This window comes from Mycobacterium sp. B14F4 (genome assembly GCF_039871645.1).
In the GTDB taxonomy this organism is placed as follows: Bacteria; Actinomycetota; Actinomycetes; order Mycobacteriales; family Mycobacteriaceae; genus Mycobacterium.
The window spans coordinates 174,785-187,774 of the sequence record NZ_JBDPMF010000007.1; the positions used below are offsets into that span (position 1 = coordinate 174,785).

The window sequence follows — 12,990 nt, forward strand, 5'->3', positions numbered from 1 at the left end:
AGGCTAGCGCCCTAGCATCGGCATGTGGACGCTCGCTGGGTCCTGCACCTGGACATGGACGCGTTCTTCGCGTCGGTCGAGCAGCTGACGCGTCCGACGCTGCGCGGCAGGCCGGTGCTGGTCGGCGGGCTCGGTGGCCGCGGGGTGGTCGCCGGCGCCAGCTACGAGTCACGCGTGTACGGCGCGCGCTCGGCGATGCCCATGCACCAGGCCCGCAGGTTGGTCGGCGTCACCGCCGTGGTGCTGCCGCCGCGCGGCGTCGTCTACGGGCTGGCCAGCCGCCGGGTTTTCGAGACGGTCCGCACGATGGTTCCCGTGCTGGAACAACTCTCCTACGACGAGGCGTTCGGGGAACCCGCCGAGCTGGTGGGGGCAGCGGCGGCCGACGCCGAACAGTTCTGCCTCGCGCTGAAGGCCCGGGTGTTCGACGAGACGGGGCTCGTCGCCTCCGTCGGCGCCGGCTCGGGCAAGCAGATCGCCAAGATCGCCTCGGGACTGGCCAAGCCCGACGGCATCCGGATCGTGCGCCGCGACGAGGAGCGCGCACTGCTCGCCGCGCTGCCGGTGCGCAAGCTGTGGGGCATCGGGCCCGTCGCCGAGGAGAAGCTGCACCGGCTCGGCATCGAGACCATCGGGGCGTTCGCGGCACTGAGCGACGCCGAGGCGGCCGACATCCTCGGCGGCACCGTCGGCCCGGCGCTGCACCGGCTGGCCCGCGGCATCGACGACCGGCCGGTCGCCGAGAACGCGCCCGCCAAGCAGATCAGCGCGGAGTCGACGTTTCCGGAGGACCTGACCACCCTCGACCAGTTGCGGGAGGCCGCCGGACCCATCGGCGAGCACGCCCACGCGCGGCTGGAGAAGGACGGCCGCGGCGCGCGCACCGTCACGGTCAAGCTGAAGAAATCCGATATGAGCACGCTGACGCGCTCGGCCACCCTGCCGTACGCCACCACCGATGCGGGCACCCTGATCGCCACCGCGCGCCGCCTGCTGCTCGACCCGGTCGAGATCGGGCCGATTCGGCTTGTCGGCGTTGGCTTTTCGGGGCTCTCCGATGTCCGTCAGGAGTCGCTGTTCCCGGACCTGGACCTGATGGACGCCGACGAGGTCTCCGACAGCCGGCTGCCACCGACGGTCACCGATCTCGCCGCGGCACCACCGGCCTGGCGGGTCGGCGACGACGTCACCCATCCGGAGTTCGGGCACGGCTGGATCCAGGGTGCCGGGCACGGGGTGATGACCGTGCGGTTCGAGACACGGGGCACCGGCCCCGGACAGGCCCGCACCTTCCCCGCCGACACTCCGGGCATCGAACGCGCTAACCCGGTCGACAGCCTGGACTGGCCGGACTATGTCAGCGCGCTGGCCGCCCGTTCAGCCCCAGCGGGCGACGACGTCCTCGACGGGTGAGCCGGCGGCGAGCGCGGCCATCAGCAGCACCCGGGCCTGGGGCGGCCGCAGCCGAGGCACCGGCACCGCGCCCGCGTCGACCAGGTCGCGGCCGGGGCCGTAGCCCGGACTGACCCGGCCCCCCGGCACCCGCGTCGAGACAACGACCGCCACCCCGGCGCCGCAGAGCCTGCGCACCCCGTCGATCACCGCCGTCCCGGCGTTGCCCGCGCCCAGCGCCTCGAGCACGATGCCGCGGGCGCCTGCGGCCACGCACGCATCCATTGCGACGGAGTCGGCGCCCGGGTAGGCGACGACGACGTCCACTCGCGGCGCGTCCGCTGCAGTCAGCGGCCCGAGGTACGCCCGGTCCTTGGCGGCCTCGGCGGTGAACCCGGTGCCCGACACCGCGCCCACAGCCGTGCCTGCGAAGCCCCGCAGGTCGGCGGTCGCGACTTTCTGCAGGCCCAGCGGCTGCCAGACGACCCCGGCGAGGCTCACCAGCACCCCGAGTCCCCGGGCCGCAGGGCTGGCCGCGACCGTCAGCGCATCGCGCAGGTTGCCCGGGCCGTCGGGGTCGGGGGCGTCGGCGCTGCGCTGCGCGCCCGTCAGCACCACGGGCGCTTCGCCGTCATAGGTCAGCTCCAGCCACAGCGCCGTCTCCTCCATGGTGTCGGTGCCGTGGGTGACCACCACACCGTCGGCGCCGGCGGCGGTGACCGCCGCCCGGATCCGGTCCCAGTCCGCGGGTGTCAGCTGTGAGCTGTCCACCGCCAGCAGGTCGACGACCTCGACGTTCAGCCCGGATGTGAGCTCGGCGCCGCTGCGGGTGGGCCGCTTGACCCCGTCGGGGCCGGCACTGGTCGCGATGGTCCCGCCGGTGGTGACGACGACGAGACGGCCCATGGACCGAGATTCTCCCGGATGCACGCCCTGGAATGATGGGGGAGTGACTGACGACTCGGGAGCGGCCGAGCAGACGACCGACGAGCACGCCCCGCCGAGGCGGCGGCTGCGGCTGCTGCTCACGGTCGCGGCGGTGGTGCTGGTGACCGACATCGTCACGAAGGTGCTCGCGGTCAAGCTGCTCACGCCCGGGCAGCCCGTGTCGATCATCGGCGACACGGTGACCTGGACGCTGGTGCGCAATTCGGGTGCCGCGTTCTCGATGGCCACCGGCTACACCTGGGTGCTGACGTTGATCGCCACCGGCGTGGTGATCGGCATCGTCATGATGGGCCGCCGGTTGGTCTCCCCGTGGTGGGCCGTTGGGCTGGGCATGATTCTCGGCGGTGCGATGGGCAACCTCGTCGACCGGTTCTTCCGCTCCCCGGGACCGCTGCAGGGCCACGTCGTTGACTTCCTGTCCATCGGCTGGTGGCCGGTGTTCAACGTGGCAGACCCCTCGGTGGTGGGCGGGGCGATCCTGCTCGTCGCGCTTTCGCTGTTCGGCTACGACTTCGACGCCGTCGGACGGCGCCAGCCGGGCGACGAATCAGGCACCGTCGGGCGTCGCAAGTCGGCCGGGGACTCCTAGATGGCCGACCGGTCGCTCCCGGTCCCGGAAGGGCTCGCGGGGATGAGGGTCGATGCCGGTCTCGCGCGACTGCTCGGCCTGTCCAGGACCGCGGCCGCCGCGCTGGCCGAGGAGGGTGGCGTCGACATCGACGGCGTCCGCGCCGGAAAGTCCGACAAGCTCACCCCCGGCGCGTGGCTGGACGTGCGACTGCCCGAAGCGCCTGCGCCGGTGGAGAACACGCCCGTCGCCATCGAGGGCATGGCGATCCTGTACTCCGACGACGACATCGTCGCGGTCGACAAGCCGCCCGGGGTCGCCGCGCACGCGACCGTCGGCTGGAGCGGTCCGAGCGTGCTGGGCGGCCTGGCCGCCGCGGGATTCCGCATCAGCACCTCGGGCATCCACGAACGGCAGGGCATCGTGCACCGCCTCGACGTCGGCACTTCGGGTGTCATGGTCGTCGCGCTGTCCGAGCGCGCGTACACGGTGCTCAAGCGGGCGTTCAAGCAGCGCACCGTCGAGAAGCGCTATCACGCGCTGGTACAGGGCCACCCCGACCCGTCCAGCGGAACCATCGACGCCCCGATCGGCAGGCACCGCGGCCACGACTGGAAGTTCGCGGTCACCGAGAACGGCAGGCACAGCGTCACCCATTACGACACGCTCGAGGCGCACAGGGCCGCCAGCCTGCTCGACATCGAACTCGAGACCGGCCGCACCCACCAGATCCGCGTGCACTTCGCCGCCCTGCACCACCCCTGCGTCGGTGACCTCACCTATGGTGCGGATCCGACGCTGGCGAAAAAGCTTGGGCTGGAACGCCAGTGGCTCCATGCCCGGTCGCTGGCGTTCGCGCATCCGGCCGATGGGCGCCGCCTCGAGATCACCAGCCCGTACCCGGCCGATCTGCAGCATGCGCTCGACGTGCTGCGTAACCACGAATTGTGAGCGACGCCCGTAGGTCCGGGTTGCTGTTCGGCGTGGGCGCCTACGTGTGCTGGGGCACCTTCCCCGCCTTCTTCCCGCTGCTCAAGCCGGCGAACGCGGTCGAGGTGCTCGCACACCGCATCGTGTGGAGCTTCGCGCTGATGGTCGTCGTCATCGCCGGTGTCCGTCGGCTCGGCGACCTCCGGACCATCACCGGCCGCACCTGGCTGCTGTTGACCGCCGCGTCGGCGCTGATCTCGGTGAACTGGGTGATCTACGTCTACGCCGTCAACAACGGCCACGTCGTCGACGCTGCGCTCGGCTACTTCATCAACCCGCTGGTCACGGTCGCGCTGGGGCTCGTCGTCTTCCGCGAGCGGCTCAATCGCGCGCAGTTCGCGGCACTGGCGATCGCGGTGGCTGCGGTCCTGGTGCTCACGGTGGACGTGGGCGCGCCGCCCTACATCGGGATCGGGCTGGCGCTGTCGTTCGGTCTCTACGGCGCGGTCAAGAAGGTCGTGCCGACGGACCCGCGGGTGAGCGTCGGTGTGGAAGCGGGCCTGGCCACCCCCTTCGCCGCGGCCTACATCGTCGTGCTCGAGCTGACCGGACGTGGCACGTTCACAGCTCACGGCGGCGGCCATGTCGCACTGATGGTGCTGTCCGGAGTGGTGACGGCACTTCCGCTGTTGCTGTTCGCCGCGGCCGCGCAGCGGCTGCCGCTGGTGACGATGGGCCTGCTGTTCTACCTGACCCCGGCCATGCAGCTGACGTGGGGCGTGGTCGTCGGACACGAGCCGATGCCGCCGGCGCGCTGGCTGGGCTTCGCGCTGATCTGGCTGGCGTTGCTGGTGTTCAGCGTCGACGCGATCCGGCGCGCACGTGTCGATCGGCGCCCCCTCGAATCGTCATACCCGTGACACCATCGTCTGGGAAAGGACATGTCATGCGGTATTGCCTGTTGATGCACTATCAGGAGGGTTCCGAGGTCGGCCTGACCGAAGAGGACATGGCTCCGGCCATGGAGGCGTTCAAGGTCTACGCCGACGACCTGTCGGCGGCCGGGGTGCTGATCGACACCGAGGTGCTGGAGTCCGTCATCGCCACCACCACCGTGACCGCGCGCAACGGCACGCCCGAGGTTCAGGACGGCCCGTTCGCCGACACCAAGGAGAAGCTTGGCGGCATCTTCGTCATCGAGGTGGACAACCTCGACGAGGCGTTGGCGTGGGCCCACCGTAACCCCGCCAACGGCTGGGGGTCGGTCGAGATCCGGCCCGTCGCAACGACTTACGCGGCCGACCGCGGATGGTACACGCCGTAGAGGCACAGTCGCGGGTGGCTGCGGTCGCCCGCGACGGCTACGGCCGGCTGCTGGCCGCGCTGGCCGCGCCGAGCCGTGACATCGCCGCCGCCGAGGACGCGCTCGCCGACGCCATGGAACGCGCGCTGCAGCGCTGGCCCGTCGACGGCGTTCCCGCCAGCCCCGAGGGCTGGCTGTTCACGGTGGCACGCAACCGGCTGCGCGACATGTGGAAGTCGTCGGCGCACCGGATGACCGAGCCACTCGGCGCCGCCACCGTCGTCGAGGCAGCCGCCGCCGGCGAGGAGGTGCCCACGCTTCCGGACCGCCGCCTCGAGCTCATGTTGGTCTGCGCCCATCCCGCGATCGCCGAGAACATCCGCACGCCGCTGATGCTGCAGACGGTGCTCGGTGTGGACGCCGCCGCGATCGGCGCGGCCTTCGCCATCGAACCGGCCGCCATGGCCCAGCGGCTGGTGCGAGCCAAGAAACGGATCCGCACTGCAGGCATCCCGTTCCTGCTGCCGCAGCGCGACGACCTCGCGGCGAGGCTGCCCGCCGTGCTGGAGGCGGTCTACGGGGCCTATGCGATCGACTGGCAACTCACGCCGCAGGGGCCGCCGATCGAGACGTTGTCGGCCGAGGCGTTGCATCTGGCGCTGGTGCTGGCCGATCTGCTGCCCGACGAGCCGGAGGTGCTGGGACTCGCAGCGCTGGTGTGCCTGTCGGAGTCGCGGCGGGCGGCCCGGCGCAGCGCCGACGGCGTCTTCGTTGCGCTCGACGAGCAGGACCACCAGCGCTGGGATGCCGCGCTGATCACCCGCGGCGAAGCCCTGCTACACCGCGCGCACGCCTTCGGCCGACCGGGCCGCTTCCAGTACGAGGCGGCCATCCAGTCCGCGCACTGCGCCAGGGCGACGACCGGCCGGGTGGACACCGAGGCACTGCAGAAACTGCACAAGGCGGTGCTGCGGGTGGCGCCGTCTCTGGGCGCCGCCGTCGCGTCGGCGGCCGTCGACGGTGAGGTGGACGGTCCGGCCGCGGGCCTGCGTGCCCTCGACGCGATCACCGACGCCGGCATCGAACGGTTCCAGCCGGCCTGGGCCACCCGCGCCCACCTGCTGGCCTCGGCCGACCGGCCCGCCGAGGCGGTCGCGGCGTACCGGCGCGCGATCGCACTCACGACCGACCCCGGAGTCGTCGAGTATCTTTCGCGACGTTTGCGAACCGTGTCCTGTTGACCGCGGATCAGCAATGTCTTAGCGTTTGCCAATGGCCAGCGGGGACCAGCCGGTACCAGGCGGACGCGGACGGGGTCGCCCCGTGGGGTCCGACTCGGCCGAGACGCGCGCCGCGATCCGGCGCGCCGCGCGCGAGGTGATCAACGAACGCGGCTATGAGGCGGCGACGTTCCAGGCCATCGCGCTGCGCGCCGGGTTCAGCCGCCCGACCATGCACTACTACTTCCACACCAAGGAAGAGATCTACGAAAACCTCCAGCAGGAGGCGTACTCGATCGTCTCCGACTGCATCGCCGCCGCTCAACGCGAAGATGGCCTGCTGAAACAGCTGACGACGTTCGTCGTGGCGGCACGCAGGGCGGACCTGTCGGACGGGTCGCTGATGCGGTTCATCGTCACGTCCCGCTTCGAGCAGCACCGCTGTCCCAGCCTGCGCGGCAGCGCCACGCCGGTCAGCGAGGCCGTCGCCGAGTTCTACGCCCGGATCGTCGAGGAGGCCATCGCGACCGGAGAACTGCCCGCCGACGCCGACGCCCCCGCGGTGGTCAACATGCTGTACGCGATGTTCTGGGGCGTGGGCTTCTTCGCCGGCTTCGTGCATTCCGCCGACGACCTTGCCGACATTGCCAAGCAACTAAACCGCATGTTCCGGAAGGGATTGCTGAATTCGTCGGGTCGCGTGCAGAGACCCGCGGTCGGTCCGTCCGTGGTCGACGCATCGGTGGCGCTGGTGGCCGACCCGCTGCGGTACGGGCAAGCGTCGGATTCCTCCCGACATTTCAGGGCCATCGCGTTCGGCGCGTGACCCGCGGAGAACCGGCAAAGACACGCACCCCGACACGCCGGGATCTGTCGGAGCACGGTCATAGACTGGCCTCCCTATGAACTCGTCGTCCTTCGTGCACCTGCATAACCACACCGAGTATTCGATGTTGGACGGTGCCGCGAAGGTCAAGCCCATGCTCGCCGAGGCGCAGCGGCTGGAGATGCCGGCGATCGGCATGACCGATCACGGAAACATGTTCGGCGCCAGCGAGTTCTACAACGCGGCAACCGATGCCGGCATCAAGCCGATCATCGGTGTGGAGGCGTATATCGCTCCCGGTTCTCGATTCGACACCAAGCGCATTCTGTGGGGCGATCCCAGCCAGAAGGGTGACGACGTCTCCGGCAGCGGGTCCTACACCCACATGACCATGGTCGCCGAGAACGCGACCGGTCTGCGCAACCTGTTCAAGCTGTCGTCGCTGGCGTCGTTCGAGGGTCAGCTCGGCAAGTGGTCGCGCATGGACGCCGAGCTCATCGCCGAGCACGCCGAGGGCATCATCGCGACCACCGGCTGCCCGTCCGGTGAGGTGCAGACCCGGCTTCGGCTCGGTCACGATCGCGAGGCGCTGGAGGCCGCCGCGAAGTGGCGGGAGATCTTCGGCCCGCAGAACTTCTTCCTCGAGCTGATGGACCACGGCCTCGACATCGAGCGCCGGGTGCGCGAGGGGCTGCTCGAGATCGGCCAGAAGCTCGGCATCCCGCCGCTGGCCACCAACGACTGCCACTACGTCACCCGCGACGCCGCCCACAACCACGAGGCGCTGTTGTGCGTGCAGACCGGCAAGACGCTGTCGGATCCGAACCGGTTCAAGTTCGACGGCGACGGTTACTTCCTCAAGTCGGCCGCCGATATGCGCGCGATCTGGGACGGCGCCGTGCCCGGAGCCTGCGACTCGACGCTGCTGATCGCCGAACGGGTCAGCACGTATGAGGACGTCTGGACGATGCGCGACCGGATGCCGGTATTCCCGGTGCCCGAGGGCCACGACCAGGCGTCATGGCTGCGCCACGAGGTGGACGCGGGCCTGGCGCGGCGGTTCCCCGACGGGGTGCCGCAGTCCTACATCGACCGCGCCGCCTACGAGATCGACGTCATCTGCGCCAAGGGTTATCCGTCGTACTTCCTGATCGTGGCCGACCTGGTGAGCTATGCGCGCTCGGTCGACATCCGGGTCGGGCCCGGTCGCGGCTCGGCGGCGGGCTCGCTGGTGGCCTACGCACTGCGCATCACCGACATCGACCCGATCGAGCACGGGCTGCTGTTCGAGCGCTTCCTCAACCCGGAGCGCGCCTCGATGCCCGACATCGACATCGACTTCGACGACCGCAGGCGCGGTGAGATGGTGCGCTATGCCGCCGACAAGTGGGGTCAGGACCGCGTCGCCCAGGTCATCACCTTCGGCACCATCAAAACGAAAGCGGCGCTGAAAGATTCGGCGCGTATCCACTACGGCCAACCGGGTTTCGCGATCGCCGACCGGATCGCAAAGGCGCTGCCGCCGCCGATCATGGCCAAGGACATCCCGCTGTCGGGGATCACCGACCCGGAGCACGAGCGGTACAAGGAGGCCGCCGAGGTCCGCGGGCTGATCGACACCGACCCCGACGTCCGCACCATCTACGAGACAGCGCGAGGCCTGGAGGGGCTGATCCGCAACGCCGGCGTGCACGCGTGCGCGGTGATCATGAGCAGTGAGCCGCTGACACAGGCGATTCCGTTGTGGAAGCGGCCGCAGGACGGCGCGATCATCACCGGCTGGGACTATCCGTCATGTGAGGCCATCGGCCTGCTGAAGATGGACTTCCTGGGCCTGCGCAACCTGACGATCATCGGCGACGCGCTGGAGAACATCAAGGCCAACCGGGGCATCGAGCTCGACCTCGAATCGGTGCCGCTGGACGACAAGCTCACCTACGAACTGCTCGGCCGCGGCGACACCCTGGGCGTGTTCCAGCTCGACGGCGGGCCGATGCGCGACCTGCTGCGGCGCATGCAGCCCACCGAGTTCGGCGACGTGGTGGCGGTCATCGCGCTGTACCGACCGGGACCCATGGGCATGAACGCCCACAACGACTACGCCGACCGCAAGAACAACCGGCAGGCCATCAAGCCGATCCACCCCGAACTCGAGGAGCCGCTGCGCGAGATCCTCGCGGAGACCTACGGCCTGATCGTCTACCAAGAGCAGATCATGCGGATCGCGCAGAAGGTGGCCGGCTACTCGCTCGCCCGAGCAGACATTCTGCGAAAGGCGATGGGCAAGAAGAAGCGTGAGGTTCTCGACAAGGAGTACGAGGGCTTCTCAGAGGGCATGAAGAGCAACGGCTTCTCCGCGGGCGCGATCAAGGCGCTGTGGGACACCGTGCTGCCGTTCGCCGACTACGCGTTCAACAAGTCGCATGCGGCGGGCTACGGCCTGGTGTCCTACTGGACGGCCTACCTGAAGGCGAATTTCCCGGCCGAGTACATGGCCGGCCTGCTCACCTCGGTGGGCGACGACAAGGACAAGGCCGCCGTGTACCTCGCCGACTGCCGCAGGCTCGGCATCACGGTGCTGCCACCGGACGTCAACGAGTCCGAACTGAACTTCGCCTCGGTCGGCGAGGACATCCGCTACGGACTTGGCGCGGTCCGAAACGTCGGCGCCAATGTCGTTGCCTCACTGATCAACACGCGCACCGAGAAGGGCAAGTACGTCGACTTCTCGGACTACCTGAACAAGATCGACATCGGCGCTTGCAACAAGAAGGTCACCGAGTCGCTGGTCAAGGCGGGGGCGTTCGACTCGCTCGGTCACCCCCGCAAGGGCCTGTTCCTCGTGCACACCGACGCCGTGGATTCGGTGCTGGGCACCAAGAAGGCCGAAGCGATGGGCCAGTTCGACCTCTTCGGCGGCGCCGACACGGCCACCGACGCGGTGTTCACCATCAAGGTCCCCGACGAGGAATGGGACGACAAGCACAAGCTCGCGCTCGAACGGGAGATGCTGGGACTCTACGTGTCGGGGCATCCGCTCAACGGCATCGCCCACCTGCTGGCGAATCAGGTCGACACCGCGATCCCGGCCATTCTCGACGGCGACATCCCCAACGACACCCAGGTGCGCGTCGGGGGCATCCTGGCGTCGGTGAACCGGCGGGTCAACAAGAACGGGTTGCCCTGGGCCTCGGCGCAGTTGGAGGATCTCACCGGCGGCATCGAGGTGCTGTTCTTCCCCCAGACGTACTCGACGTTCGGCGGTGAGATCGCCGACGACGCGGTCGTGCTGGTCGGTGCGAAGGTGGCGATCCGCGACGACCGGATCTCACTGATCGCCAACGACCTTGTCGCGCCGGACTTCTCGAGCGCGCAACTGAACCGTCCGCTGGCGGTCAGCCTGCCGACGCGACAGTGCACGGTGGACAAGGTCAGCGCGCTCAAGCAGGTGCTGGCCCGTCATCCCGGCACCTCGCAGGTTCATCTGCGGCTGATCAGCGGGGAGCGCATCACCACACTGGAACTCGACGCGTCGTTGCGGGTAACTCCGTCGTCGGCGCTGATGGGTGACCTCAAGGAGCTTCTCGGCCCCGGCTGCCTGGGCGGCTGACGGGTTCCTCGTTGCGCTCGCGCCGGTCGGCCTCCTCGGCCTGCTCGTCGGCCCAGTACTGCTCGAACCGTTCGCCCGGATGCACATTCGGCAGCCGGTTCATCAGTCCGCTGAGCCACCGGGGCGCGGTGGCCGGGCTGTACTGCGGCAGCGCGGAGCCCAGCGCATACAACGTCTTCAACACGACGAAGAGGCCGAACAGCGCAGCCGGTGCACCCGTGACGGCGACACCGAGCATGCCGAAGATCAGCGTGAAATGCACGACGATCACCCGGCCGAGGCCGCGGTTGGCCGCCTGCTCGACGCGCCAGAACGACCAGTGGCGCAGGCGCACGAGGTCCAGCACCAGATCCACGGCGAGGAACCCGAGCACCCACCCGCAGCCGATCCACACGGTGTGCCAGTCGACACGGGCGGTCGCCTCACCGTTGTGCGTGAGCATCGTCAGGATGACGGCGAGGAACACGGCGTGCGCGGCGCTGAACGCGAGTCCGACGACGAGGAATCCCTTGATGAACGAGCCCTGCGACGCGCGGCGCTCGGCGTTCGGCGCCAGGTATCGGAAGTGCCCGCGGCGCGGACTCAGCCGTTGGTGGGCCAGGATGCGCAGCGCGACGAACAGACACACCGCCACGTTCTCGATCCAGTAGACCGTCAGTGTGGTGCCCGCCGACCAGTGCGCGATGAACCACCCGGAAGCCGGAACGGCGTTGACCCCGACCAGTGTCAGCAGGTTGGCGATCCGGGTCACGCCGTCATCGTCGCATGTCAGCCCAAAACGTTCACGGCTCTTGCGATTACAAGACCGGCCGTGGACAGCGCCACCATCGCCTGCACGGTCATCATCATCTTCGCCCAGCGGGCCAGCGGCATGGTGTCGGTCGGTGAGAACGCCATCACGTTCGTCACGCTCACGTAGAGGTAGTCCAGAAATGTGGGCCGCCAATCCGGCGCGGCCACATCGGGATTCGCCATCTGGGGGAACAGAAAGTCGGGATAGGGCCGCTCGCCGGCCCGGCGTGCGAACGGCCCGCCCCGGTCGAGGTCCCAGTACCAGATGCCGAACACGATGACGTTGGTGACGACGATCGACGCGCCACTGCCGAGCAGCACCGCCGCGTCGTTGCTCTCGCTACCGCTCAGGATCCCGATGTCCAGCACAATCGCCGAGAGGGTGTTGTCGACGGTGATCGCGGCCAGCAGCACCCACGTGGCGCATCGGCCGTACCACGTCCGCCTCGACATGACGAGCGGATTGATCGCGAGCAGCGCCAGCAGCAGCAGTCCCTCCAGGACCAACAGCGGCCACCGGGGAACCAGCGTGTAGTACTTGGGGATGGCGACCTGCAGCGCCATGGCCGACAACACCGCGATCAACACGGGCACGGTGCTCTCCGGTTCACCGCGCCGCAGCCACGGCGATGCGCGGTGCTGCGCCGATGGTGAGGTCATCAAGTAAGTGTGATGCGCCACCATGGAGACATGGAGTCGCGACACGTCAGCGTATGGATCGACGCGCAACCCGAGGTGGTCTACGAGTTCGCCGCGGATGTGCGGACCTGGCCGCGGTGGGCCGCCGGCCTCGCCGAAGGTGGGCTGCGGCAGACGGCAGCCGGCTGGGTGGCCGACTCGCCGATGGGGGAGGTGACCGTCGAGTTCGCACCGCCGAACGAATTCGGCGTCCTCGACCACGTCGTGCACCTGCCGTCCGGCGAGGCGGTCTACAACCCGATGCGGGTCGTCCCCGGTGGCGTCGGTGAGCCCCGCTGCGAGGTGGTGTTCGCGGTGCGGCGCAGGGCCGGCATGTCCGATGGACAGTTCGAGGCGGATGCCGAGGCGGTGGCCGCCGACCTGGCGACGCTGCGGCGGCTGATCGAGGACTAGCGGCAGGTGGAGCAGTAGGCGCTGAGGGCCAGCCACACGGCCGCGCCCACCGCGGCGCCGCCCAGTACGGCGGGCGCCGCGCTCATCGTAGCCAGCCCGACGACGACCGCCACCAGGGCACCGAGGATCAGCGCGATCAGCTTGTACGCAGGCCATGGCACGCCGGCAACCGAGACATCGCACGCCACCCTGCTGGCGGCGGTGCGGAAGTTCCCGGCGGTGGTCATGACACGACGATAGCTCGTAATCGATTTTTCGGCCAGCCGAAACGCCGGATCAGGCGAACGGATGATAAGCGGGTCTAAGCTG

General features: G+C 69.3%; 13 protein-coding genes. 9 read left to right on the forward strand and 4 right to left on the reverse strand.

Translation table 11 applies throughout. The features are described 5' to 3' along the window. The first annotated feature begins 24 nt into the window (after positions 1–24). A complete protein-coding gene (locus tag ABGB19_RS19920; RefSeq protein WP_347687712.1) occupies positions 25–1,413 on the forward strand; it encodes a DNA polymerase IV in 1,389 nt (462 codons plus the stop codon). Here ABGB19_RS19920 and ABGB19_RS19925 read toward each other — a convergent pair. Further along, on the reverse strand, positions 1,378–2,298 hold the full coding sequence (locus ABGB19_RS19925) for an asparaginase (protein WP_347687713.1): 921 nt from the start codon (positions 2,296–2,298) through the stop codon (positions 1,378–1,380). The genes ABGB19_RS19920 and ABGB19_RS19925 overlap by 36 nt on opposite strands. A 43-nt stretch (positions 2,299–2,341) precedes the next feature. On the opposite strand from ABGB19_RS19925, the gene lspA reads away from it, so the two are divergent. The 7 genes from lspA to dnaE all read left to right on the forward strand — a co-directional run bounded on the left by lspA (position 2,342) and on the right by dnaE (position 10,797). Further along, a complete protein-coding gene (lspA, locus tag ABGB19_RS19930; RefSeq protein ID WP_347687714.1) occupies positions 2,342–2,929 on the forward strand; it encodes a signal peptidase II in 588 nt (195 codons plus the stop codon). Further along, the gene (locus tag ABGB19_RS19935; RefSeq protein WP_347687715.1) at positions 2,930–3,859 is read left to right on the forward strand and encodes an RluA family pseudouridine synthase; all 930 of its coding nucleotides are present in this window, start codon (positions 2,930–2,932) and stop codon (positions 3,857–3,859) included. It begins immediately after the preceding gene. Further along, positions 3,856–4,758: an EamA family transporter RarD gene (rarD, locus tag ABGB19_RS19940; protein WP_347687716.1), complete on the forward strand. Its 903-nt coding sequence runs from the start codon at positions 3,856–3,858 to the stop codon at positions 4,756–4,758. The genes ABGB19_RS19935 and rarD overlap by 4 nt, the downstream gene beginning before the upstream one ends. Before the next feature lie 26 nt (positions 4,759–4,784). Beyond that, on the forward strand, positions 4,785–5,162 hold the full coding sequence (locus ABGB19_RS19945) for a YciI family protein (protein ID WP_347687717.1): 378 nt from the start codon (positions 4,785–4,787) through the stop codon (positions 5,160–5,162). A 47-nt stretch (positions 5,163–5,209) separates the two neighbouring features. Next, positions 5,210–6,382: a DUF6596 domain-containing protein gene (locus ABGB19_RS19950; RefSeq protein ID WP_347687827.1), complete on the forward strand. Its 1,173-nt coding sequence runs from the start codon at positions 5,210–5,212 to the stop codon at positions 6,380–6,382. Between the two features lie 82 nt (positions 6,383–6,464). Then, positions 6,465–7,187, forward strand: a complete 723-nt coding sequence (locus ABGB19_RS19955) for a TetR/AcrR family transcriptional regulator (RefSeq protein WP_347687718.1) — start codon at positions 6,465–6,467, stop codon at positions 7,185–7,187. Positions 7,188–7,263: 76 nt separating this feature from the next. Beyond that, positions 7,264–10,797, forward strand: a complete 3,534-nt coding sequence (gene dnaE, locus ABGB19_RS19960) for a DNA polymerase III subunit alpha (RefSeq protein WP_347687719.1) — start codon at positions 7,264–7,266, stop codon at positions 10,795–10,797. On the opposite strand, the gene ABGB19_RS19965 is transcribed toward dnaE, so the two are convergent. Then, positions 10,760–11,548, reverse strand: a complete 789-nt coding sequence (locus tag ABGB19_RS19965; RefSeq protein ID WP_347687720.1) for a DUF6498-containing protein — start codon at positions 11,546–11,548, stop codon at positions 10,760–10,762. The genes dnaE and ABGB19_RS19965 overlap by 38 nt on opposite strands. A gap of 17 nt (positions 11,549–11,565) precedes the next feature. Next, positions 11,566–12,249: a hypothetical protein gene (locus tag ABGB19_RS19970; protein WP_347687721.1), complete on the reverse strand. Its 684-nt coding sequence runs from the start codon at positions 12,247–12,249 to the stop codon at positions 11,566–11,568. A 30-nt stretch (positions 12,250–12,279) separates the two neighbouring features. On the opposite strand from ABGB19_RS19970, the gene ABGB19_RS19975 reads away from it, so the two are divergent. Next, on the forward strand, positions 12,280–12,681 hold the full coding sequence (locus ABGB19_RS19975; protein ID WP_347687722.1) for an SRPBCC family protein: 402 nt from the start codon (positions 12,280–12,282) through the stop codon (positions 12,679–12,681). Here the strand turns inward: ABGB19_RS19975 and ABGB19_RS19980 are convergent. Continuing rightward, positions 12,678–12,908 (reverse strand): hypothetical protein, encoded by a 231-nt coding sequence (locus ABGB19_RS19980; protein WP_347687723.1) that lies wholly within the window; start codon positions 12,906–12,908, stop codon positions 12,678–12,680. The genes ABGB19_RS19975 and ABGB19_RS19980 overlap by 4 nt on opposite strands. Between the last annotated feature and the right edge of the window lie 82 nt (positions 12,909–12,990).